The organism is Lichenicola sp. (assembly GCF_965198575.1).
GTDB lineage: Bacteria > Pseudomonadota > Alphaproteobacteria > Acetobacterales > Acetobacteraceae > Lichenicola.
Genome location: NZ_OZ240671.1, coordinates 2,701,432 through 2,723,218, shown reverse-complemented (window position 1 = coordinate 2,723,218; position 21,787 = coordinate 2,701,432). Strand labels below are relative to the sequence as shown.

Annotated in this window: 21 protein-coding genes; 12 read left to right on the top strand and 9 right to left on the bottom strand. The window is 68.4% G+C overall.

Annotated elements, in window-relative coordinates; all coding sequences use genetic code 11:
- Nucleotides 1-11: 11 nt before the first annotated feature.
- Nucleotides 12-986 carry a signal peptide peptidase SppA gene (gene sppA / locus ACOEQ2_RS12280; protein WP_419728262.1) on the bottom strand — a complete coding sequence of 325 codons (975 nt, stop codon included), beginning with the start codon at nucleotides 984-986 and terminating at the stop codon, nucleotides 12-14.
- A gap of 120 nt (nucleotides 987-1,106) precedes the next feature.
- Nucleotides 1,107-1,763, bottom strand: coding sequence for a TetR/AcrR family transcriptional regulator (locus ACOEQ2_RS12275; RefSeq protein ID WP_419728261.1), 657 nt, complete (start codon nucleotides 1,761-1,763; stop codon nucleotides 1,107-1,109).
- 105 nt (nucleotides 1,764-1,868) lie between these two features.
- Between ACOEQ2_RS12275 and ACOEQ2_RS12270 the strand changes: the two genes are divergently transcribed.
- The 3 genes from ACOEQ2_RS12270 (at nucleotide 1,869) to ACOEQ2_RS12260 (ending at nucleotide 5,012) form a co-directional block, all read left to right on the top strand.
- Nucleotides 1,869-3,260, top strand: coding sequence for a carotenoid oxygenase family protein (locus tag ACOEQ2_RS12270; RefSeq protein ID WP_419728260.1), 1,392 nt, complete (start codon nucleotides 1,869-1,871; stop codon nucleotides 3,258-3,260).
- Nucleotides 3,257-3,487, top strand: a complete 231-nt coding sequence (locus tag ACOEQ2_RS12265) for a hypothetical protein (RefSeq protein ID WP_419728259.1) — start codon at nucleotides 3,257-3,259, stop codon at nucleotides 3,485-3,487. Before ACOEQ2_RS12270 ends, ACOEQ2_RS12265 begins: the two co-directional genes overlap by 4 nt.
- 61 nt (nucleotides 3,488-3,548) lie before the next feature.
- Complete coding sequence (locus ACOEQ2_RS12260) at nucleotides 3,549-5,012, top strand: coniferyl aldehyde dehydrogenase (RefSeq protein ID WP_419728258.1); 1,464 nt, start codon at nucleotides 3,549-3,551, stop codon at nucleotides 5,010-5,012.
- 6 nt (nucleotides 5,013-5,018) lie between these two features.
- On the opposite strand, the gene ACOEQ2_RS12255 is transcribed toward ACOEQ2_RS12260, so the two are convergent.
- On the bottom strand, nucleotides 5,019-5,510 hold the full coding sequence (locus ACOEQ2_RS12255; protein ID WP_419728257.1) for a MucR family transcriptional regulator: 492 nt from the start codon (nucleotides 5,508-5,510) through the stop codon (nucleotides 5,019-5,021).
- Nucleotides 5,511-6,233: 723 nt separating this feature from the next.
- Between ACOEQ2_RS12255 and ACOEQ2_RS12250 the strand changes: the two genes are divergently transcribed.
- Together ACOEQ2_RS12250 and ACOEQ2_RS12245 are read left to right on the top strand one after the other, a co-directional pair.
- Nucleotides 6,234-6,356: a hypothetical protein gene (locus tag ACOEQ2_RS12250; protein ID WP_419728256.1), complete on the top strand. Its 123-nt coding sequence runs from the start codon at nucleotides 6,234-6,236 to the stop codon at nucleotides 6,354-6,356.
- A gap of 98 nt (nucleotides 6,357-6,454) precedes the next feature.
- Nucleotides 6,455-7,942: a hypothetical protein gene (locus tag ACOEQ2_RS12245; protein WP_419728255.1), complete on the top strand. Its 1,488-nt coding sequence runs from the start codon at nucleotides 6,455-6,457 to the stop codon at nucleotides 7,940-7,942.
- Nucleotides 7,943-8,013: 71 nt separating this feature from the next.
- Here the strand turns inward: ACOEQ2_RS12245 and ACOEQ2_RS12240 are convergent, their stop codons facing one another.
- The 4 genes from ACOEQ2_RS12240 to ACOEQ2_RS12225 form a co-directional block, all read right to left on the bottom strand.
- A complete protein-coding gene (locus ACOEQ2_RS12240) occupies nucleotides 8,014-8,622 on the bottom strand; it encodes an NUDIX domain-containing protein (RefSeq protein WP_419728254.1) in 609 nt (202 codons plus the stop codon).
- Entirely contained in the window at nucleotides 8,615-8,767 is a 153-nt protein-coding gene (locus tag ACOEQ2_RS12235) for a hypothetical protein (protein WP_419728253.1), read from the bottom strand. The genes ACOEQ2_RS12240 and ACOEQ2_RS12235 overlap by 8 nt, the downstream gene beginning before the upstream one ends.
- Complete coding sequence (locus ACOEQ2_RS12230) at nucleotides 8,760-8,933, bottom strand: hypothetical protein (RefSeq protein ID WP_419728252.1); 174 nt, start codon at nucleotides 8,931-8,933, stop codon at nucleotides 8,760-8,762. Before ACOEQ2_RS12230 ends, ACOEQ2_RS12235 begins: the two co-directional genes overlap by 8 nt.
- 105 nt (nucleotides 8,934-9,038) lie before the next feature.
- Nucleotides 9,039-10,661 (bottom strand): glycosyltransferase, encoded by a 1,623-nt coding sequence (locus tag ACOEQ2_RS12225; protein WP_419728251.1) that lies wholly within the window; start codon nucleotides 10,659-10,661, stop codon nucleotides 9,039-9,041.
- Between the two features lie 448 nt (nucleotides 10,662-11,109).
- Here ACOEQ2_RS12225 and ACOEQ2_RS12220 point away from each other — a divergent pair, with 448 nt between their 5' ends.
- From ACOEQ2_RS12220 to ACOEQ2_RS12205, 4 genes are all read left to right on the top strand, one after another.
- Nucleotides 11,110-12,669 (top strand): Hint domain-containing protein, encoded by a 1,560-nt coding sequence (locus ACOEQ2_RS12220; RefSeq protein ID WP_419728250.1) that lies wholly within the window; start codon nucleotides 11,110-11,112, stop codon nucleotides 12,667-12,669.
- Nucleotides 12,670-12,849: 180 nt separating this feature from the next.
- Nucleotides 12,850-13,398, top strand: coding sequence for a fasciclin domain-containing protein (locus ACOEQ2_RS12215; RefSeq protein ID WP_419728249.1), 549 nt, complete (start codon nucleotides 12,850-12,852; stop codon nucleotides 13,396-13,398).
- 99 nt (nucleotides 13,399-13,497) lie between these two features.
- Entirely contained in the window at nucleotides 13,498-13,971 is a 474-nt protein-coding gene (locus tag ACOEQ2_RS12210) for a hypothetical protein (protein ID WP_419728248.1), read from the top strand.
- Between the two features lie 9 nt (nucleotides 13,972-13,980).
- Complete coding sequence (locus tag ACOEQ2_RS12205; RefSeq protein ID WP_419728247.1) at nucleotides 13,981-14,178, top strand: hypothetical protein; 198 nt, start codon at nucleotides 13,981-13,983, stop codon at nucleotides 14,176-14,178.
- A gap of 15 nt (nucleotides 14,179-14,193) precedes the next feature.
- Here the strand turns inward: ACOEQ2_RS12205 and ACOEQ2_RS12200 are convergent, their stop codons facing one another.
- Entirely contained in the window at nucleotides 14,194-16,305 is a 2,112-nt protein-coding gene (locus tag ACOEQ2_RS12200; RefSeq protein ID WP_419728246.1) for a prolyl oligopeptidase family serine peptidase, read from the bottom strand.
- Here ACOEQ2_RS12200 and ACOEQ2_RS12195 point away from each other — a divergent pair.
- Nucleotides 16,236-17,282: an ATP-binding protein gene (locus tag ACOEQ2_RS12195; RefSeq protein WP_419728245.1), complete on the top strand. Its 1,047-nt coding sequence runs from the start codon at nucleotides 16,236-16,238 to the stop codon at nucleotides 17,280-17,282. The genes ACOEQ2_RS12200 and ACOEQ2_RS12195 overlap by 70 nt on opposite strands.
- 3 nt (nucleotides 17,283-17,285) lie before the next feature.
- Here ACOEQ2_RS12195 and selD read toward each other — a convergent pair whose 3' ends face one another.
- A complete protein-coding gene (selD, locus tag ACOEQ2_RS12190) occupies nucleotides 17,286-18,344 on the bottom strand; it encodes a selenide, water dikinase SelD (protein ID WP_419728244.1) in 1,059 nt (352 codons plus the stop codon).
- 99 nt (nucleotides 18,345-18,443) lie between these two features.
- Between selD and selA the strand changes: the two genes are divergently transcribed.
- Together selA and selB are read left to right on the top strand one after the other, a co-directional pair.
- Nucleotides 18,444-19,853, top strand: coding sequence for an L-seryl-tRNA(Sec) selenium transferase (gene selA, locus ACOEQ2_RS12185; RefSeq protein ID WP_419728243.1), 1,410 nt, complete (start codon nucleotides 18,444-18,446; stop codon nucleotides 19,851-19,853).
- Nucleotides 19,850-21,778, top strand: a complete 1,929-nt coding sequence (gene selB, locus ACOEQ2_RS12180) for a selenocysteine-specific translation elongation factor (RefSeq protein WP_419728242.1) — start codon at nucleotides 19,850-19,852, stop codon at nucleotides 21,776-21,778. The genes selA and selB overlap by 4 nt, the downstream gene beginning before the upstream one ends.
- Nucleotides 21,779-21,787 lie beyond the last annotated feature (9 nt).

The window sequence follows — 21,787 nt, the reverse complement described above, 5'->3', positions numbered from 1 at the left end:
CCGTCAGCCCATCATGGTTGCCAGAGCGCAACTGCCCCGTCAAGCGCAAGTCCTTGCGGAACAAGGGTTTTTGTCGCTGGTTCGTCCAGCAGCGAAACGACCGCAGCGCGCACGCCAGCTTCCAGCATTCCGCCCATCAGGCTGCCCATCCGGATCCCCATCCAGCTCCGTTTCGGCGCGCGCTGCAGCGTCTCGACCGGCATCGTCGCGGGCAGGTTGCGATCCTTCGCCAGCCACTGCCGGGCATCGCGTTCGTCGCCGACCTGGTCGATCAGCCCGAGCGCCACCGCCTGGTGACCGGTATAGGGCCGCCCGTCGCCAAGCGCGCGCACCCGCGCCGGATCCATGTGCCGCCCGGCCGCCACCATGTCGACGAACTGGCCGTAGAGATCCATCACCACGCCCTGCAGCATGTCGCGGCCTGCGGGTGACAGCGGCTTGACCACGCTCGGCTGGCCCTTGAGCGGCCCGGACACCAGCTCGTCGACGTTGACGCCGAGCTTGCCGAGCAGTCCGGACACATCAGGACTCTGCAGGATCACGCCGATCGAACCGGTCAGCGTCGAATTGGAGGCGAAGATCCGCGCCGCCGGCACCGCGATCATGTAACCGGCGGACGCCGCCACCCCGCCCATCACCACCACCACCGGCTTCCTGGCGGCGAAGCGGGCGACCGCGTCGTGCAGGGACTCGCCGCCCGACACCGACCCGCCCGGGCTGTCGATGTCCAGGATCATGCCCTTGACCGCGGCATCCTCGGTCGCGGCGTCGATCAGGTCGAGGCGGTCGCGATCCTCGGTGATGATGCCGTCGATCCGGAGTCGGGCAAGATGCGGCCGCAGCCCGAGCAGATGACCGCCTTGGTGTCCGATCCCGGCCGTAGCCAGCAGTGCCAGCACGAAGGCCGCCACGGCGAGCACCCGCCATACGATAAGGCGCCGCTTCAGGCGCAGCCTGTCGACGACCAGGTCAGCTTCGAGGCTCATGTGGCGGCGCCAATCCGGGCAGGTTCATCCCGAGGTTATGGCCAACGCCGGTCGCTTGGAAGGCCGCATCGTGGGCGGGCGCCGGACTTTTCTGGGGTGGAACCGTCACCGGTCGGCCCCTCACCGGCTGGCCAGCACCGCCCGCAGCAGCGTGTCGCTGTCGACCGTGCCCTCCGTCGGCGCCGGAAGCGCGAGAGCGCCCTCGAGCCGGCCATCGATCAGCAGCATCGCGTAGCCATGCACCAGCGACCAGGCACGGACCGAGGCTGCCACCTGCTCCAGGGTCGGCGGTCCGGCTCCCGGCTCGAAACCGGCTGCCGCACGCGTCAGCATCGTCCCGGCCTCGGCGAATGCCTGCTTGAGCGCCGGCCGCTCCGCATCGAGCCGTTCCGAGCGGAACATCAGCTGGAACAACGCCGGGTGGCTCCGGGCGAAGCCGACATAGGCGCGACCCATCCCGTCCAGGCCGCGGCCGCCGGTCTCGATTCCGGCCGTACCCAATTCCGCGCTGAAACGCCTGAACCCGACCGCCGCGAGTTCGCTCAGCAGCCCGGTCAGATCGCCGAAATGATGCGCCGGCGCCATGTGCGACACGCCGGCCCGCCTGGCCACGGCGCGCAGGGTCAGTCCGACGATCCCCGCCTCCTCCAGGATGGCCCCGGCCGCCTCCAGCAACGCCGCCGCCAGGTCACCGTGGTGATACGGACGACCTCGATCCTCAGCCGGCGGCTGACTGGCTGGGGCGGGAACGGGTCCGGAGGGCGGAACAGAACTCATCCCTCCAGATCCCACATCCCCTCGATCTTTCCAATGTAAAATTATTCTGGACAGGCGGCGAGGCAGCCGCTTACGGTCGATCTATACAACGTAAGGTTTATGGTCATGGATCCCACCCGACGCGGCAACTACCTTCCGGTGCAGCAGGAGCGGCAGCTCGAGCACTTGGCGGTGCTCGGCACGCTGCCGCCCGGCCTGCGTGGCACGTTGTTCCGCAACGGTCCCAATCCCCGCTTCCCTGCCGACGACCAGCACTGGTTCCTCGGCGACGGCATGGTGCACGCCTTCAGCTTCGGTGATCCCGGATCCGCCGGCGGGGTCAGCTATCGCAACCGGTGGGTGCGGACCGAGCGCTGGCACGCGGAGGGCCGCGCCGGGCATGCGCTGTCCAGCCGGCCCGGCGGCCGCAGCAGCGATACCGCCACCGATGCGAATGCCGACCGGGAGGCACCGCGCGGCGTCGCCAACACCAATATCCTGCAGCATGCGGGCCACCTGCTGGCGCTGGAGGAGGGTCACGCCCCCGCCGGCCTCGATCCCGCGACACTGGACACGCTCGGCAAGATCACCCTGCCGGTCGGCGACGGGCCGTTCACCGCCCATCCGAAGCGTGATCCGGAGACCGGCGCGCTCTGGTTCTTCGGCGCGCGGTCCGAGGGCGTGGTCTCCCGGGCGATCCGCCTCGGTGCGGTCGCGGCCGACGGGCGCATGCTGATGCAGGCCCGCATCGAGGCGCCCTACCCGGCCCTCGTGCACGACTTCGCGGTGACCTCCCACCACATCGTCATCCCGCTCTTCCCGCTGGTGCCGGACCTGCCACGTGCGGCGGCCGGCGGGCCCTGGCTGCAGTGGGAACCGGGCCGGGGCGCGTTCCTGGGCGTGATGCGCCGCGACGATCCGGCGGCGACACTGCGCTGGCTGGCGGTCGATAGCTGCTTCTCGTTCCATGTGATGAACGCCTGGGAGGACGCGGACAGCCTGTCGATCGACCTGATGCAATGCGACAAGCCGTCGCTGTTTCCCGACGCCGAAGGCCGCCGCGTGGCGGGTCCGACCACGCTTTGGCGCTGGCGGATCGACCTGTCCCGGCCCGATGCGCCGGTCGAGCGCCGCCAGCTTTCGACGCTCCCGGGCGAGTTTCCGCAGATCGACCTGCGCACGACCGGCTTCCGTCACCGCCACGGCTTCTTCGCCGCCACCACGCACGACACCGAGCTCGACACGATCTGCCACCGCGACGAGCACACCGGCCGCGAGGCGCTGTTCGTCGCACCCGCCGGCGATACGCTCTCGGAGCCGGTCTTCGTGCCGCGCGCGCCCGATGCCGGGGAGGGTGATGGCTGGCTGCTCGCGGTGCAGTATCGCGCGGCCGAGGATCGCAGCGACCTCGTCATCCTGGACACCGACGCGGTCGAGAGCGGCCCGATCGCCACCGTCCAGCTACCATGCCGGGTGCCGAACGGCTTCCATGGCAGCTTCGTCGGAGCCGCGTCATGAGCGCGTCCCTGTCGATGCGCCGGGTGACGCTGGTCTGGTCCGGCTTCCTGGTCGGCGAGGCGCTGCTGCGTGTGGCGATCGCCATGCTCTGGCCATCGCCAGGCCTGATCGCCGCGACCCCGCTGGTCTGGGTGATCGCGCCGGCACTGCTGGTCGGCTGGAGCGTCCGCGCCGGACGAAGCTGGTCGGGCGGCTCATCCGCTCTGGACGCCGCCGCGGAAGCATGACTGGCTCGCCGACAGCCGCCACCGTGCCCGCATCCGACCGCCGCAACTCCGGAACCCGATGATGCCCGACCTGCCCATCGATCCTGCCATCCAGCCGCGCAGCCTGCTCGAGGCCCAGCGCGCCGCGGCACTCGCCGCCTCCGCCTCCGGGCCCGACCTCCGGCACCGGCTGGCCGCCCTCGCCCGCATCGACTCCATCCTGTCCCATTCCGGCGACCGGCTGCACGCCGCGATCGCCGCCGATTTCGGTCATCGCGCTTATCCCGAGACCGCGCTGGCCGAGCTGATCCCGCTGCGCGCGTCGGTGCGGTTCACTCAGCGTCGGCTGGCCGGGTGGATGCGGCCGCGACGCCGGCGGGTGGGCGCCAGCTTCCTGCCCGGCCGCGCCTGGGTGATGCGCCAGCCGCTCGGCTGCATCGGCATCATGGCGCCGTGGAACTACCCGCTGTTCCTGTCGGTCGGACCGCTGATCGACGCGCTGGCGGCGGGCAACCGGGTGATGCTGAAGCCCTCCGACCTGACGCCGCGGTTCGGAGCGCTGCTGGCCGAGCTGCTGGCCGGGCAGTTCGACCAGGCCGAAATCGCGGTGGTGAACGGCGATCTCGAGACCGCCCGCGCCTTCTCGGCGCTTCCGTTCGACCACCTGCTGTTCACCGGCTCGACCGCGATCGGGCATGAGGTCATGCGCGCGGCGTCTGCCACCCTCACGCCGGTGACGCTCGAGCTCGGCGGCAAGAGCCCGGTGATCGTCTGTCCCGACGCGGACCCTGGCCGGACCGCGCGCAGCCTGATGATCGGCAAGCTGTTCAACGCCGGCCAGACCTGCATCGCGCCCGACTACGTGCTGGTGCCGGAGCACCGGCTCGACGAGATGGTGGCGGCACTGCTGCGGGAAGCCGGCCGGTTGTATCCGCGCATCACGGGCAATCCGGATTACAGCTGCATCATCTCGGAGCGGCATCGGCATCGGCTGGAGGGCGCCGTCCAGGAAGCTGAGCGGCAGGGTGCGACGCTGCGGTATGCGCCGGGCCACGCGGAAGAACGGGAGCAGGCGCGTGCGTCCGGCCGGCTGGTGCCGACGCTGGTGACCGCGCCGCCGCTCGACTGCACCCTCATGCGCGACGAGATCTTCGGGCCGGTGCTGCCGGTGCTGCCGTACCGGTCGCTCGAGGAGGCGATCGCCTTCGTGAACGCCCGGCCGCGACCGCTTGCACTCTATTGCTATACCGACGACCGGCGGCTCGAGCGGATGGTGCTGGACAGCACGATCTCAGGCGGCGGCACCGTCAACGGCACCCTATTGCATTGCGCGCAACCGGACCTGCCGTTCGGCGGCGTCGGCGGCAGCGGCATGGGCGCCTATCATGGCGAGGCTGGGTTCCTGCGCTTCTCGCACACGCGCGGGTTCTACCGGCCCGGTCGGTTCAGCGGCTTCACGACGATGGCGCCGCCGCATGGAACGATGACGCGGCGGATGCTGCCGCTGATGCTGGGCCGGCGCTCCAGAGACGTCAGGCCTGAGTGAGGCCCCCTACTCCGCTGTCTTGCGGCGACGGCCAGGCTTGCCGCGCGGCTTGGGAGCGGCCTCTTCTTCCTCGCCCGAGGGCTCCTCGACCGGCGCACGCCCGCCATCCTTGCGGCCGAGCCCGATCTGGCGCGCCAGGGCGGAGCGGCGCTCGGCGTAGTTCGGCGCCACCATGGGGTAATCCGCCGGCAGGCCCCAACGCTCGCGATACTGCTCGGGCGTCATCCCGTACGCGCTCTGCAGATGGCGCTTCAGCATCTTGAGCTGCTTGCCGTCCTCGAGACACACGATGTAATCCGGAAACACCGAGCGCTTCACCGGCACTGCCGGCTGCAGCTTCTCCGGTTCGGGTGCCGACACGCCGGCGCCGGTGAGAGCCTGATAGACCTGGCGGATCAGTCCCGGCAGCGCCTCGGCGGAGACGGTGTTGTTCGAGACATGGGCCGAGACGATCTGCGCCGTGAGCGCCAGGGTCGCCTGACCGTCTTCTTCTGCCATGATCGCGTCCACGCTGTTCATCTCGCGCCGCTCTTACAGCAGGTCGATGCCGGCGCGAAATCCTGTATCGCCAGCGTCTGCCAGCCGCACTCCGGCGCATGATCAGGTCTCTCGCCAACGGCCGTCTGTTCCTGTTATGTTCAGGGATGCTTCCGCCAGATCCTCGCGCTGGTTTCCCGCGCAATCGCATCCCCCGGCTCCGTGACCTGACCTGCACGCCGGCCGGATACGTCCAGACGGCACGGTGCCAGACGTGTGGACACCTGGCGGCATTGCCGATCGCCGCATTGCTCAAGCGGTTCGGCGAGTTGACCCCGGTCGACCTGATCCGCGACCGCGTGCCCTGCAGCGCCTGCCAGGGCCACGCCATCGAGATCCGGATGATGCGGTTGTGCGACCCGGGATGTCCCCGCCAACGCGGTTAGATCACCATCATGCCGGTCCACCGTGCCGGCACGCTGCGATGGCGACCTGGAAATTGCACGTACTCGGGCGGATACTTCCGTCGGACTGCGCGGGCTCCAGGCGACAAGATCGGCCGTATCGAAGACTTCACCCGGAGCCACCGCAGTCTTCGATGACGCCGATGCGGCACCCGGTCGTGCAGCGATTTGTCGGGCGACGCTGTTCCTGGGTTTCAACGCGGTCGCCGCCCGATGTGGGAAGGCGTGCTGGTCGCCACTCCCGATTTTCCCGCCACCCTGGCCTGGCGCCATCGACGCCATGCAGCGCCGGCTGCTCGACCGGCCGCTGGCGGATCTCGACGGCAAGGTCCGCGGCACCTGGCACTTCGTGAAGCCCGGGGCGAACCCGAACCCGGACCCGTCGAGGTTGTCTCTATGGTGACCGCTACGACGATGGGTTATTCTGAGGCCATAAGCACGACCCTGAAGCAACGCCCGATTTCCGATCCGGCGTGACCAACGCTGCAAACCAGGACCCCCATGATCATCTTTACCGGTCGCCAGATCATTGCGCACAGCCACGAAGGCGCAACGGACTATCTTCTGGTTTCGTTCTCCCAGCTGAACAATGACCAGCACTGGGACCGCCACTATTTCCTGCAGCCGCAGGTCGAGCAGGGAAACATCTCCTGCATCGGCGTGATGACCAACGAGACGGGCTTCTACCTGTCACCGGAAATGGCGGACGTCGCCCGACTGGTGGAGGAGGCTCGCGGCGATCGCCCGGTCATCGTTTTCGGCCAGTCGATGGGTGGCTATGCGGCGCTGAAATTCTCGAAAGCGCTCCGGGCCAACTACGTGCTTTCCTTTTCGCCCTACTTCTCGGTGGACACGGACGAGCTGGAGCTGCCGAGCGAACGGGAACGCCGGATCCTGGCGCATTACATGGCGCAGCATGGCGCCGTCATGCGACCCGAATTCAAGGGCATGGGGATACGCAGCGGCGATGTGAGCGGGAGACTGGCGCTGGTCCTCGACCCGGGCATCAAGGTCGATGACTACGACGCCAAGCTGATCAAGAAGCATGTGCCCGAGACCGAGGTGTTCAGCGCCTGGCATGCCGGGCACGTGATCTACGATGCGACCTGGGATACCGGCATGGTGCTGGCACTTCTGCAGGCAATAAAATCACCGGATCGCGGTGAATTCCTGGCGACGCTGACCAGGCTGCGACGGACGCATCCGATCCTGATCCTGCGTTCGCTGCACAAGGCGGTCAATCGCAAGCCGTTCCTGGCCTCCCGCGCCTTCCGGTCGAAGCGGGTCACGAGCCACGAGCTGGCTCATAATTTCGCCTCCAGCCCGACCAATATGCGCCTGATCTACGCACTGATCGTCCGCGGTCACAGAGTGGAGGCGGAACGCCATTTCGCCTTCACGATGAAGCAGCTGTTCGGGCTTCAGCACAAGGCTGTCGCGAATGACGGCGAAACGTCCCTGGCAGCACTGCAGAACGGAAACCGCTGCCTCCTGCTGTCTCCGCACGGCACATTTCTCGCCTACGACGTCGAGCGCCGCCTGATCCGCCTGGAACCGTTCATTTTCAAGAACAAGGCCCTGCTGCCGATCGTCGCGCGCATCGAGGGTGACGTCGCGATCTTCTCGATCTCGAGTGAGACGGGCGACCTGCCACCTCCCGCCTCGGCGTGGGGCGCCGGCTCCGATGTCGCCAGGCACCCCATACGGATCCTGCCCTATGGCGACCACCAGATCGTGCTGCAGAGCGGCGACAGGCATTTCGCGGCGACCGGCCACGGCGAGCTCGCCATCACCGAAGGCAGCGCCACCGAGCAGCGCTTCGTCGCGGTGCCTGCAGAGACCGGGTCGGGCGTGCTGAAGGCCAGCTCGTTGAACTGGTTCGAGCGCACCACCCTGGCGCAGGAGGTCGCGAGCGTCGAGGTCGCCGCAACGCCCCCCCGCGGCACGTCGGCAAGGCCCTGGCGCCGCTGGTTCGGCCGGAGCGGCTAGCGAGTGGTTCGGCCGGAGCGGCTAGCGAGCCTCCTTGCCGGACCGCTGAGCAGGCTCGATCGGATGATGCCCTAGCCGCCCACGGCCTGCTCCAGCAGGCGCAGGTGCTGGAGCAACAGTACCGTCTTGGCGTCGATGATCCGGCCCGACTGCACCATCTCCCAGGCGCGGTCCAACGGCACTTCCAGAACCCGGATCTGCTCGCCTTCCGCAGGCAGGCCGCCGCCGTCCGAAACGCGATCCCCTGGCGTGTAGGCGGCCATGAACAGATGCAGCTTCTCCGCCGACCCGCCAGGGCTCGTGTACAGCTCGAACACCTTGCGGACGTCGTGCAGACGGTAGCCCAGCTCCTGCAGCGCCTCCTTGGCCACGGTGTCGGTCGCCTGGTCGCCCGGATCGACGACGCCGGCGCAGGCTTCCACCAGGAACGGGATGTCGCCGTTCAGCGCCGCGGCGATCCGCAGTTGGCGCACCAGCAGCACCGCTCCGCGGGCCCGGTCGTACGGCAGCACCGCGGCACCCGGCCCGTTATGGAGGACCTCGCGATCGAGGGTCTGCTCCGATCCGTCCGCATCGCGCTGCCGGAAGGTCACCTTCTCGAGCTTGTAGAAGCCATCCGAGAGCGTCTCGCGCGCCGTGATCTCGATGTCCGGAATGGATTCCGGATACGGCTCAGCCATAGAGCGCCGCGATGCCCAACCGGAAGATCCCGAGGATGATGGCGACCAGGATGGCCGCCAGGATGACGGCGACGAGCTTGTCCCTCCGCGTCAGGCGTTCGCGCGTGATTCCACCGGCGGCCGAACCGCCATCCTTGTCAGCCATGCCAATATCCCAAAAGCAGTCTGCAATTCACCAGCGTGATCAATCCCACCACCACGGCAATCAGCGCCGCAACCAGCCAGTCCCGAGCCCGAAGCGGCCGCTCGGAGTTTTTCCGCCCGGCTGGCGGGTCCCTGTGCGGGAACTGGCTGACACCGTCGAACGGCATGGTCTTGTTCCAGGCTGGTCCGGTTGCGCGTTGAACGTCACCCTACACCCCCCGGTCGACCCGCGACAGGCCGTTGCCGCCGGATCGCGCGCTCCAGGCCGGCCGTCAGCCGATGACCGGAACGCCTGCTGCCAGGCGCAGGCGGCCATCCACCGCGTCTTCGCTGAAGGTCTGCCTGACATAGTCGAGCCCCGCCGCACGGCACTCCAGGAACGCGGCCTCGTCGGCATGCAGGCGCACGATGGCATCCGCGAGGCCCTCCGGCGCATCGGACACGAACGCGCTCAGCGGCGCCGGCAGGTTGAACCCCTCCGCCGCGATCGGCGTACAGACGCACGGCACACCGGCGGCCAGGCTGTCGACGACCTTGCCCTTGAGGCCGGCGCCATAGGCGAGCGGCGCCACCGACAGGCGGACCTCGTTGAACATCCGGTCGAGACTGTCGACATGACCGACCGGGATGATCCGCGGATCGCCCGGGCTCTTCAGGACCGGCGGGAGCGCGCTGCCGACGAGCAGGCACTTGATCTGCGGCGCCTGCCGCCAGACCAGCGGCATGATCTCGCGCGTGAGCCAGATCGCCGCATCGGCGTTGGGCGCGTGCTTGTAGCCACCGACGAACGCGACGCCGGATCGGCTCGCGAAATCCGCTTCGGTGGGCTGCGGGCGGACCACCCATGGCACGACGACGATGTTCGCCGACGGGACAGCCCGTCGCAGCAGGGCGGCCTCGACGACCGAGTGGGTGATGACCGCGTTGCAGGCCAGTGCGGCGGCGAACTCCTGCTGGCGGATGTGATGGGCGTAGCGCAGCAGCTCGGGCCGATCCTCGATCGCAGCCTGGCGCAGCAATCGGAGGTGCTGGAGGTCGGCCACGCTGAAGATCAGACGGGCCTTCGGCATGTGATGGCGGGCGAACGGGATATAGCAGTGCGCGACTTCCAGCCGGTGCAGATAGACCAGGTCGAACTCGCCGGCCTGACGCCGGAACACCTCCTCGACCGAGGCGGCCCACGGCTCGCACATGACGATCACGCCGGTGGCCAGCAGCGCCTCCAGGCCCTCGCCCGGCTGCATGTCGGCCGGCACGAAAGTGACCTCGAAGCCCAGCCGCTGCAGCGAGCTCACATGCGACAGGATGGCATTCGAACCCGCGTCACGCGCGGTGGCGGGGAGAATGCTGTCGATCACCAGCGCACGCGGCGTCGGCCCCGGCGGCTTGGCGCCATCCTCCGGCCGCCATCGCCAGGCACGGCTGCGTGCGGCGGCCCTTGCCCGGCGCCCCGACTGGCGATCGGCCAACCGCTGCAGCAGATGTCCGGTCTGCTCGGCCAGGAACTGCACGCGGTCCCGCACGGCATCGTCCGAGCCGGGGGATTCGAACAATGCGACCATCGTCCGCTTCATGTCGGCGTTGAGTTCCAGCGGCGCATCGAGCCGCCGTGGCGACGTCAGGAGCTCCTGGTGCGTCGCGTCGTCCTGCACCCTGACCAGCACAGAGGTTATCGGCAGGCAGAGAACGGCGGCATCGAGCGTGAAGGCATGCCTGCCGTCGCCGATGCCCGCGTCCACCAGATCTGGCCTGAAGCCGTTGGCGATCACCGTCGTGATGACCTGGCCATCCACGATGACACGAAGCACCGACGCCTGATCCGGGTGCTCCGGATCCCAGGCCCAGCCGTCGATCCGCTCGCGCGAGAAATGATCCAGATATCCGACGAACGCCATCGTTGTAACAGGCCCTTAGATTGGCTCGGGACGCCAGCGACTTCTTCCGTACACCCGGGGGGTTTTATCGGATCCGAAACCAGTTTCAAGCCGACCGCGCCGGTTGCCGGCGGGACGCGCCCCTCCCGCTACGGGTCCGCCAGCTCAGAATGATCGGCGAGCCTCCTCGCGCCACCCGTCGATGCCGGCCCCGCGATGGCACCTCTGCCGGCTCCCATTCATCCCCGGAAGTTCGAGCGTCTCAAAAGAAGGATATTCCCATGTAATAATTCGTGCACGTGAGACAGTATTCATTTCTATGCTTGAACAGTTGCCCGGGAAGCGTAATCAGCACCCGCTTCCCAGTAATTAAGCGTCAACAAATCGTGATATTAAGGGACTATTAACGATTTCATCGGCGTCTCCGGCGGTTTTGGCTCTAAACAAGATCCATCCAAAGGGGGCCTCCATGACCACAACGTTCATTGATCTTGGCGACAGCAACAACACGCTGACGCTTGGAGACGGCGACTATGTCATCACGGGCGCCGACGGCAATAACACCCTGACCCTGGGCAGCGGCACCGACCAGCTGACGCTCGGCAACGGCAACAACACGCTGACGCTAGCCAACGGCACGGATACGCTCCAGCTTGGATCAGGCAACAATACGATCACGACCGGTTCGGGCTCGGATACGATCTTCGCGACCGGCGGCAACAACACCATCACCACCGGCGACGGCAACGAGACCATCACGCTCGGCAACGGCTTCGACCAGCTGACCGCCGGCAACGGCAACAGCACGATCATTGCCGGCAATGGCGACGGCGATACGATCCTGGTCGGGCTCGGCTCCAACACGATCACGCTGGGCACAGGCACCGGCGACGTCATCCACACCCAGTCCGGCGGCAATCTCGTGTCGGTCTCTGCGGCCTCGCTTGCCGGCGACACCATCATGGGCAGCATCGCCACCGCCGACGGCGCCACCAACCAGCTCGACCTGTCGACCGCAGGCATGGCCGATCCGACATCGGTGACCGGCTTCGGCATCTTCGAGTTGTCGAGCACCGGTCCGAGCGGCATCACGCTGACCGACGCGAACTTCACCGGCCTTCCGGACGGATCCATCACCGTGCTGGACGGCTCGAGCGGAAGCACGGTCGACGCATCGGCATTGTCGGCAGCGCACTCGGTCTCGGTCTATGCCGGATCGGGCGTCAACACGATCACCGGCGGTGCCGGCAACGATTTCTTCTATGGCAGCCCGGGAGAGTCGACCATCGATGGCGGCGCCGGCTTCAACACGATGACCTTCGAGGGTCAGCAATCCGACTACACCGTCACGACGGTTGCCGGCGTGACCTATGTCGTGGGTGACGGCGAGAGCGACACCCTGACGAATATCCAGCAGCTGGTTTTCGGCGCCGTTCCCTGCTTCGCCCGCGGCACGATGATCGCCACCCCGGACGGCGAAACCGTAGTCGAGCAGCTTGCGATCGGCGACGAGGTGCGTCTTGCTTCGGGCGCTGCCGCATCCATCCTCTGGATCGGACGCAGGTCGTATGGCGGCAGGTTCCTGCTGGGCCGGCCGGAGTTGTTGCCGGTCCTCATCCGCCGGGGCGCGCTCGGTAACGGCTTGCCGCACCGCGATCTTCGGGTCTCGCCGCTGCATGCGATGTTCATCGACGGCGTCCTGGTCGCGGCCGAGCATCTGGTCAACGGTGCCACGATCGTCCGGGACGCCGCCTGCAAGGATGTCGAATACATCCATATCGAGCTGGACCGCCATGAGATCATCCTGGCCGAGGGTGCCGCGGCCGAGACATTCCTCGACGACGACAGCCGCGGCCTGTTCCACAACGCTGCCGAGTATGCGGCGATGTATCCCAATGGCCGCGTGACCGGCGGCTTCTGCGCACCCCGGGTCGAGGGCGGTTTCGAGCTCGAGGCGATCCGCCGCCGCCTTGCCGGGATCGCGTTCCAGGATGTCCGATCCGCCGATGGAACCACGCGTGCAGCATAGGAGCTGAACGGCGGAGTAGGGCAAACGGCGTCGTGCGGCTGCGGGAGAGATCCTGCAGCCGCGCGGCGCCGACTTCCAGGGTGAGGCCACATCGGCCTGCATCCGCTGCATCCGTTCTCGTTGTCGCCCCGTAAACATCGCAACCGGCCGCTGACGGTCCGGGTGTACAGGACGACGACAATGCGGAAAATGATGCTGGGCGGCGCAATGCTGCTGGCCCTGTCTGCAACCGGTGCAGTCGCGATGACCGACCCGATGGTCGGCGGTGCGATGATGTATCCGAGCAAGACGATCGTGCAGAACGCGTCGCAGGCCAAGAACCTGACCACGCTCGTTGCGGCAGTGAAGGCAGCTGGCCTGGTCGACACGCTGAGCGGACCGGGTCCGTTCACGGTGTTCGCGCCGACCAACGATGCGTTCGCAGCCCTCCCGGCCGGCACCGTCGACACGCTGCTGAAGCCCGAGAACAAGGCCAAGCTGACCCAGGTCCTGACCTATCATGTGGTGCCCGGCCGGCTGACCGCGCGCGCGCTGATGGCCGACGTGAAAAAGGGCGGCGGCTCCGCGACACTCACCACCGTCGAGGGCGATACCCTCACCGTCACCGACCCGAACGGCAAGCTGATGCTGGCGGACTCGAACGGCGACATGGCCGCGATCGTCACCAAGAACGTCGCGCAGTCGAACGGCATGGTGCACGTGATCGACAAGGTGCTGATGCCGAAGTGAGCCTGCGGCTCGACGTCTGGCAACCTTAGGCGCGGGACCGGTTTTCTAGGTGGGCCGGACGGTGGTCGTCCGGACCTCGCCAGCCAGGACCGCGCCGCCATGGACATGCAGACGATCGACCAGCAGTACCAGCAACTCCAGGGCCAGGCACAGCAGACCATCCAGGCGTTGCAGACGCTCGGCGGCAAATTGCAGGCGGCGTCACAGGGCGGCGACCAGCAGGCGCGGGAGTGGTTCCTCGATCTCCGCGAGCTCGCGATCGCGTTCAAGTCCGAGCAGGACCAGGTCTCGAACCTGTTGCAGGCGATCCACGGCGCCATCGCCAACCAGGCCCAGCAGCAGCTTCCGCCGCAGCAGGCTGGTGGATGGGAGCAGCAGCCGAGCTACCCGCAAGCGCAACCCTCCTACCAGCAGAACCAGCCTTCCTATCCGCAAGTGCAGCCTGGATATGCCCAGCAGCCGCAGCAGGGTGGCGGCTTCCTCGGTAATTTCCTGGGGTCGAGCTTCGGGCGGGCGATCGAGACCGGCGCCGGTTTCGGCATCGGTGACGAGATCATCAACAAGATCTTCTAGGGCAGCCGCATGGATCACGCCTGGCTGTCGCGAGTCGTTGCACTCGCAGCACTGGCGGGGGTCGGCGCGTGTGCCACCTCCGCCCCGTCCAGCACACCCGGACCACTCGACCTCGGGCCGGCGCCCGCGGCAACGGTCCCGCCCGCCGCAACCATGACCCGTGTGCCGCCATCCCGTGCCGCCAGCCCGTATGGCGGCGGGATGTGACCAGGACCGCGCCGGTCAGTCCATCAGCCGGCGCGCCAGGTAGGTCGCTTCGAGCGCCTGCTCGTGCGCGACCTCGGACAGGTTGGCGGTCCCGGAATGACCACCCTCGGTGTCTTCGTAGTACAGGAACGGTACGCCAAGTTGGGTGAGCCGCCAGGCGAATCGCCGGGCATGCACCGGTCCGACGCGGTCATCCTTGGTCGAGGTGAAGATGAACGGCTCGGGGTATTTCACCCCCGGGCGCAGGGCCTGCAACGGCGAGATGCTCCGCAGGAACGCGGCCTCCGTCGGGTTCGACATGCTGCCGTACTCGTCGACCCATGAGGCGCCTGCCGCCAGCGTCTCGAAATGCTCCATGTCGAGCAGCGGCACGCCGATGATCACCGCCCGCCACAGCTCCGGATGCTGTGTGAATTCGACGCCCATCAGCAGGCCACCATTGGAGCGGCCGCGAATGCCGAGCCGGCGCGACGAGGTGATGCCGCGGGTGATCAGGTCCTGGCCGACGGCGGCGAAGTCATCGAACACACGCTGGCGCTGGGTCTTGCGGCCGGCCTCGTGCCAGGCCGGCCCGAACTCGCCGCCGCCGCGGATGTTGGCCAGCGCATACACGCCGCCTCGCGCCAGCCAGAGCCGGCCGATCGCGCCGGAATAGAGCGGGGCGCTGGAAACACCGAACCCACCATAGGCAGTGAGCAGGGTGGGGTTGCGGCCGTCAGGCTTCAGGCCGCGCCTGTGCACCAGGAAATACGGGATCCTGGTGCCGTCGCGCGAGGTCGCCTCGAGCTGCTCGACGACAAGCCCGCTGGCATCGAACTGCGCCGGCAGCGACTTCACCTGGTTTGCCTGCCCGGTCGCGGCGTCGGCGAGCCAGAGCTGGCTGGGGGTCAGGAAGCCGGTGACCTCCAGGAACACATGGTCGTCGCGCGGTCCGGCATCGATCAGGGTGACCGAGACGTTGTCCGGCAGCGTGAGCCTGCGCGTGGTCCAGCCATCGGCGCCAGGCGTGAACACGTATGCGCCGCCGCGGACATTGTCGTACACCGCCGCGACGACGCTGCCGCGGGTGGTGCCGACCTCCTCCGCCTCGACCGACTGCCGCGGACCAGGCCGGAACACCAGCTGCGGCGCCGCATCCGGATGTCCAAGGTCGAGTGCCGCCAGGCTGCCGGCGGGGATGATCGGACCCGCCTGCGGCTGCCAGTCCTGATCGAGCTTCACCACCAGCCGACCGGCGACGAGTCCGATGACGGTCGATTTCGGCGGCAGCGTCAGGGTGACCAGCCCGGTGGGCGTGACCTGACGGTACTGGCTCTCGAAGAAGCTCACGCCGCGCTTGATCAGCACAACCCGATTGCCCGCGCCATCGACCATGACCTGGGGATCGTCGGAGATGTCGGCCGGAACGCCGCGCGCCACCTCGATTGCCTGATCCAGCGTCTGGCCGCGGTGCAACCGCTTGACGATGAACGGATATCCCGACGCGGTCAGGCTGCTCTGGCCGCCGGCGGGACCCCAATCGCGCGCCACCAGCAGCGTGTCCTGGTTCTCCCAGGCGGTGGTCTGCTTGGAGTGCGGCAGGACGAACCCGTCCGCGACGAAGCGGCCGCTCGGCAGGTCGAATTCGCGATCCGTGGTGGCGTCCTCGCCGGCGTCGGACAGCATCACCAGGCAGCGGGTTTCCGCGGGCTCCGCGCAATCGACGCCTTTCCACACCCAGTTGGCATGCTCGGAAGCCGACAACGCGTCGAGGTCGATCACCGTGTGCCAGGCGGGCGTGGCGGTGCGATAGGAGGCGAGATCGGTGCGGCGCCACAGCCCGCGACGATGCTGCGCGTCCTGCCAGAAATTATACACCTGGCCGGCAATGACCTCCGGGGTCGGGATGCGGTCATGCGACTGGGCGATGGCCAGGGCGTCCTTGTGGAAGCCGGCATAGCGCGGATCACCTTGCAGCACGTCGAAGCTGTGGGTGTTCTGGCCGCGAACCCAGTCGAGCGCCGGTTTGCCCTCGATGTCTGTCAGGAACGCCGGAGGCTGGGCATCGGCAGCGGCCGGTGGAGGTGTGGCGGCCAGCGTCGGCAGCGGACACAGCAGGGCGAGCAGCAGGGCATGACGAAGGCGCATCGACGGTTCCGGCCAGAGGATGCGGGCAGGTTGATCGGGAGCGGTCCCGGCGTCCAGCCGGCCGTGATCAGTGGCGCGCCGGCAAGCTCTCCCGCAAGGAAGCAGCTCACCACCTCGCCGTAAGAGCCTGGGCCGGGCTCCGTAATTTTGCTTCCGTCTTCAATGTAACGTTTCAGGGTGTCGACCTGTCGGTCAACGCGGAAGAAGGGCTTGCCGATACCGGAGACATCACGGCCGATCTGCCGGACCTTCTCGTGTCCATAGGTGAAGCGGCAAAGGCAACGGAATCGGGACTTTCGATCATAATCGACGAGGTCCAATATCTCTCCGAGCCGGACATGTCTGCCCTGATCATGGCCCTGCATCGCTGTAACCAGAAATCGCTTCCGGTCGTGCTGTTCGGCGCCGGCCTGCCGCAGCTCCGGGCCAAGATGGGCGACGCAGAGTCCTACGTCGAACGACTGTTCGATTTTCCGCAGGTCGACGCACTCCCTGTGCAGGACGCGAAGATCGCGATCGAGAAGCCTGCCAACGATGAGGGCGTCCAGTACACGCCCGATGCCCTGGAAGAGATTCTTCGTGTTACTGCCTGTTATCCGTACTTCATCCAGGAATGGGGTCATTTCGCCTGGGCAACTGCCGCATCCAGCCCTATCACGCGTGACGATGTCATGCGCTCCCACGACATCGCGATCACCAAGCTCGATCAGAGCTTCTTCCGCGTACGTTTGGACCGCATGACGCCGACCGAGCGTCGATACATGCGCGCGCTCGCCGAACTCGGCCCCGGCTCCCACCGCTCCGGGGACATCGCAAAATCCTACGGCGCCCGTGTCACGAGCGTCGCGCCGTTGCGTTCAGGGCTGATCGCCAAGGGCATGGTCTACAGCCCGGCGCATGGCGATACGGCGTTTACCGTTCCACTTTTCGACGAGTTCATGCGTCGTGAAATGCCGGACTGGTCGTCGCCTCCATGACCCTCATCCAACCTCGACCAGCGGGTCGCCGGCGACGAGTTCGCCGACCAGGCCGGCGTTCGCATAAGCGTGCTCGTGGAGCAGGGCCAGGACCTCGTCGGCGGCGTCCGCGGCCACCGCGATCAGCAGGCCGCCGCTGGTTTGCGGATCGCACAGCAGGTCCTTCTGCCAGTCCGCAACTGAGCTCCCCAGCCGAACCGCTCCGCCGTAACTCGCCCAATTCCGCACCGCCGCACCGGTGCGGACGCCACCCTGGGCAAGGGCGGCTGCACCGGGCAGCAACGGAACCCTATCCATCCCAAGCCGTGCCGTGAGGCCGGAGCCGCGGCAGATCTCGAGCGTGTGCCCGAGCAGGCCGAAGCCGGTGACGTCGGTCATCGCGTGCACCGCCGGGTTGGCGGCAAGCCGGGTTCCGATTCGGTTCAGCTGTGTGGTGGAGGCGATCAGCGCGGTGTAGCCGGCCGCGTCCAGCCGGCCCTGCTTGAAGGCGGCGCTGAACACACCCACGCCGAGCCCCTTGCCCAGGATCAGCCGGTCGCCGGCGCGCGCGGTGCTGTTGCGCACCAACCGGTCGGGATGCACCAGGCCCAGCGCCACCAGGCCGTAGATCGGCTCCAGGCTGTCGATCGAGTGTCCGCCGGCAATCGGGATGCCGGCCGCCGCACACACCGCGTTGCCGCCGGCGGTGATCGCGCGGATATCCTCGATGCCGATGCGGGCGATCGGCATGCCAAGGATCGCCAGCGCCATGATCGGGGTGCCCCCCATCGCATAGATGTCGGACAGCGCGTTGGTGGCGGCGATACGGCCGAACTCGTACGGGTCGTCGACCACCGGCATGAAGAAATCGGTCGTGGCCACCAGCGCCTGGGTGTCGTTCAGGCGATAGACCGCCGCGTCGTCGCCGGTCTCGGTGCCGACCATCAGGTTGGCGAACGGGGCCGTGAGCGGCATCTCGCCGAGGATCTGCTGCAGCACGGACGGCGCCAGCTTGCAGCCGCAGCCGCCGCCATGCGCCAGCGAGGTGAGCCGGACATCCGTCTCTCTTATGGTTTCGGGCATGGTGGGAGGCTCCGCGTTGACGCATGCAGCGCCCCATCTAGTAGTGGAACGCGACGTCGGGTGAAACGCCAGAGCGTGCGCGCCGGGTTGGACAGGAGGATGCGGCTGGACAGAACCATCGGCGACCAGGCCAACCTGCGGGCATTGCCGCAGGTGCAACGGCTGCTGGAATCGCCACTGGCCGCTTCGTTGCAGACGCACGCGTCGCGGCCGGTGCTGCTGGGTGCATTGCGGGCGGTGCTCGACCAGGCGCGGGCACAGCTGCGCGCGGACCCGGCGCTGGTGGCCCCGACGGTCGAGACCCTGCTCGCCGCCGCCTCGGACCATATTGCGGCGAGCGATCGGCCGGGCTTGCGCCGGGTGATCAACGCCACCGGCATCGTGCTGCACACCAACCTCGGCCGGGCCCCGCTGGCTCAGGCTGCCCTGGACGCCGTGGTGGAAGCCGGGCGCGGCTACGGCAATCTCGAGTTCGACCTGGCCGCCGGCCACCGTGGGTCACGCACCCAGGGTATCGAGCCGCTGCTCGTCGAGCTGACCGGTGCCGAGGCAGCACTTGCCGTGAACAACGCGGCCGCCGCGGTGCTGCTGGCGCTGAGCGCGCTCGCCGGGGGCGGCGGTGGCGAGGTGATCGTCTCGCGCGGCGAGCTCGTCGAGATCGGCGGCGGCTTCCGCATCCCGGACGTGATCCGCCAGGGCGGCGCGCGGCTGGTCGAGGTCGGCACCACCAACAAGACCCGGATCGCCGATTATGCCGACGCCATCACGCCGCAGACCCGGATGCTGCTCAAGGTGCATCAGAGCAACTACCGCATCACCGGCTTCACCGCCGAGGCGAGCATCCCCGAGCTGTCGGTGCTCGCGAAGGCGCACGGCCTGGTGCTGATGCACGATCTCGGCAGCGGCGCGCTGGTCGACTTGCGACGGTTCGGGCGTCCCTACGAGCCGACCGTGCAGGAGGCGCTGGCGGCGGGTGCGGATCTGGTGGCGTTCAGCGGCGACAAGCTGATGGGCGGCCCGCAGGCCGGCATGCTGGTGGGCAACCGGGCGGCGGTGGATCCGCTGCGTCGACATCCGCTGCTGCGGGCGGTCAGGCTCGACAAGATGTCGCTGGCGGCACTGGAAGCGACGCTGCGGCTGTATCGCGACCCCGAGGCGGCGATCGCACAGGTACCCGCCTTGCGCATGCTGGCCCAGGACCAGGCCACCCTGGCGGCGCGGGCAGGCCGCCTCCACGCGGCGCTCGACGGGGTCGTCGCGGTCGGAAACGAGCCCTCGACCGGCTTTGCCGGAGGCGGCACGCTGCCGGACACCGTGATCCCCAGCCACGCCGTGACGCTCCACTCCGACAGCATCCCCCCCGAGCAGCTGGCGATGCGGCTGCGGCTGCATCATCCGGCGGTGGTGGGTCGGCTCGCCGGCGGGCAGCTGCTGCTCGACATGCTGACCGTGTCCGACGACGAGCTGCCCGAGCTGGCCGCGGCCATCCGTGCGGTGCTGCACTCATGAGGCGGCTGCTGCTCGGCGTGATCGGCCATGTCGATCACGGCAAGACCGCGCTGGTGCGGGCACTGACCGGCATCGAGACCGACCGGCTGCCGGAGGAGCAGCGACGCGGCATCTCGATCGCCCTCGGCTTCGCGCATCTGCGGCTGGACGGTCCCGGTGGCGGGGAGCCGCGCGGCGAGATCGACATCATCGACATGCCGGGACACGAGCGTTTCGTGCGCACCATGGTGTCGGGCGCCACCGGTATCGACGCGGTGCTGCTGGTGGTGGCGGCCAACGAGGGCGTGATGCCGCAGACGGTCGAGCATGTCGACATCGCCGTGCTGCTGGGCCTGCGTCGGGCAATCATCGTGCTCACCAAGGCCGACCTGGTGTCGCCGGACGAGGCGGCGATGGCGGCCGAGGAGATTGCCGCCTTTGCCGCGAAGGCCGGACTGCGGCCGGTGGGGCCGCCGCTGCTGACGTCGGTGGTCAGCGGCGACGGCATCGACGCCGTGCGCGATGCTCTCCGCGGCCTGGCATCGGTCGCCACGCGGGAGGATGACAGCGGGTTCGCCTATCTGCCGGTGGATCGCGCCTTCACCATCGCCGGCCATGGCACGGTGGTGACCGGCACGCTGCGCCGCGGCCGGCTGACCACCACGACGCCGATGGAGCTGGTTCCGGGTGGCGAGCCGGCGCGCCTCCGCCTGCTGCAGGTGCATGGGCGGATGGTGCCGGCGGCGGAGCCCGGCCAGCGCGTGGCGGTCAACCTGCGCGGGCTCGAGCCGGGCGAGGTGCCGCGCGGCATGGCGCTGTGTGAGCCCGGCCTGCTGACTCTCGCCGACTGGCTCACCGTCGAGATCACCAGCGTGCCCGGCTCCGCGCCGTTGCCGACCACGACCAGGCTGCAGCTGCTGATCGGGACCGACGAAATCGAGGTCCGGCTTCGACTGCTCGACCGCGACCTGCTGGCGCCGGGCCAGACCGCGCTGGCGCAGCTGCATTGTACCCGTCCGGTGGCAGTCCCGGCGCGGGAGCGGTTCATCCTGCGCACCGCGTCTCCGGCAAGCACCGTGGCAGGCGGGCGGGTGCTGGATCCGACGGCGCAGCGGCTGCGTCGTCACGCACCCCGCAGCATCGAGCGGCTGCAGGCGCTCGCAGACGCCACCGGCGACCGCATCCTGATCGAGGCGCTGGACACCGTGGGCGGCGGCGGCCTGACCGTGCCGCAGCTGGCGCGCCTGGCCGGCCTCTCCCCGACCCGCATCATCCAGCGACTGGCGGCGGACGCCCCCGGCGCGGGCCTGGACGTGGTGCGGACGCGTAGTGGCGGCATGGTCGGGCGCGTGGTGTTCGACAAGCTGGTGGCAGCCCTCCCCCGGCTGCTGGCGGCACGCACGGCCGGGCATCCGAACGGCATGTCCCGCGAGCGGCTGGCGGCCCTGGTCCCGGCGGCGTCGGGCTTCGTGCTGGACGAGGCGGTGGCCCGGCTCGTGGCAGCCGGCGCCCTGCGTCAGGAGGGCGGGCTGGTGCGGATCGCGCGTCCGGCGCAGGAGCAGGCCACCGCGCAAGCGGAGGGTGCACTGGCGGAGCGGCTGGCGGAGGCGATCCGGCGTGGCGGCCTGACCCCGCCGGACATGCCGGACTCCGACATCCAGGGGCGCCGCATGCTGGACCGGCTGGCGAAGGCCGGCATCATCGTTCGCACGCATGACCGGGTGCAGAAGCGCGACGTCCTGTTCCACCGCGACGCTGTCGAGCAGGCGCGGCGGGTGCTGGCGCCGCTGCTGCGCTCCGGGGAGGGCCTGCTGGTGAAGGAGGCCGGCCTGGCGCTCGGCATCTCGCGCAAGTTCAGCGTGCCGCTGCTCGAATACCTGGACACGATCCAGTTCACCCGGCGGGTCGGCGACCGGCGGGTGCTTGGTGCGTCGATCCAAGGCTGATAGGACCGG

Coding starts and splice junctions, on each gene's coding strand:
- ACOEQ2_RS12275 (WP_419728261.1), bottom strand. CDS start 1,763: ATGAGTTCTGTTCCGCCCTCCGGACCCGTTCCCGCCCCAGCCAGTCAG.
- ACOEQ2_RS12205 (WP_419728247.1), top strand. CDS start 13,981: ATGGATCACGCCTGGCTGTCGCGAGTCGTTGCACTCGCAGCACTGGCG.
- ACOEQ2_RS12265 (WP_419728259.1), top strand. CDS start 3,257: ATGAGCGCGTCCCTGTCGATGCGCCGGGTGACGCTGGTCTGGTCCGGC.
- ACOEQ2_RS12210 (WP_419728248.1), top strand. CDS start 13,498: ATGGACATGCAGACGATCGACCAGCAGTACCAGCAACTCCAGGGCCAG.
- ACOEQ2_RS12260 (WP_419728258.1), top strand. CDS start 3,549: ATGCCCGACCTGCCCATCGATCCTGCCATCCAGCCGCGCAGCCTGCTC.
- ACOEQ2_RS12200 (WP_419728246.1), bottom strand. CDS start 16,305: ATGCGCCTTCGTCATGCCCTGCTGCTCGCCCTGCTGTGTCCGCTGCCG.
- ACOEQ2_RS12225 (WP_419728251.1), bottom strand. CDS start 10,661: ATGGCGTTCGTCGGATATCTGGATCATTTCTCGCGCGAGCGGATCGAC.
- ACOEQ2_RS12215 (WP_419728249.1), top strand. CDS start 12,850: ATGCGGAAAATGATGCTGGGCGGCGCAATGCTGCTGGCCCTGTCTGCA.
- selD (WP_419728244.1), bottom strand. CDS start 18,344: ATGCCCGAAACCATAAGAGAGACGGATGTCCGGCTCACCTCGCTGGCG.
- ACOEQ2_RS12235 (WP_419728253.1), bottom strand. CDS start 8,767: ATGGCTGACAAGGATGGCGGTTCGGCCGCCGGTGGAATCACGCGCGAA.
- ACOEQ2_RS12220 (WP_419728250.1), top strand. CDS start 11,110: ATGACCACAACGTTCATTGATCTTGGCGACAGCAACAACACGCTGACG.
- ACOEQ2_RS12245 (WP_419728255.1), top strand. CDS start 6,455: ATGATCATCTTTACCGGTCGCCAGATCATTGCGCACAGCCACGAAGGC.
- ACOEQ2_RS12230 (WP_419728252.1), bottom strand. CDS start 8,933: ATGCCGTTCGACGGTGTCAGCCAGTTCCCGCACAGGGACCCGCCAGCC.
- ACOEQ2_RS12270 (WP_419728260.1), top strand. CDS start 1,869: ATGGATCCCACCCGACGCGGCAACTACCTTCCGGTGCAGCAGGAGCGG.
- sppA (WP_419728262.1), bottom strand. CDS start 986: ATGAGCCTCGAAGCTGACCTGGTCGTCGACAGGCTGCGCCTGAAGCGG.
- selB (WP_419728242.1), top strand. CDS start 19,850: ATGAGGCGGCTGCTGCTCGGCGTGATCGGCCATGTCGATCACGGCAAG.
- ACOEQ2_RS12255 (WP_419728257.1), bottom strand. CDS start 5,510: ATGGCAGAAGAAGACGGTCAGGCGACCCTGGCGCTCACGGCGCAGATC.
- selA (WP_419728243.1), top strand. CDS start 18,444: ATGCGGCTGGACAGAACCATCGGCGACCAGGCCAACCTGCGGGCATTG.
- ACOEQ2_RS12240 (WP_419728254.1), bottom strand. CDS start 8,622: ATGGCTGAGCCGTATCCGGAATCCATTCCGGACATCGAGATCACGGCG.
- ACOEQ2_RS12250 (WP_419728256.1), top strand. CDS start 6,234: ATGCAGCGCCGGCTGCTCGACCGGCCGCTGGCGGATCTCGACGGCAAG.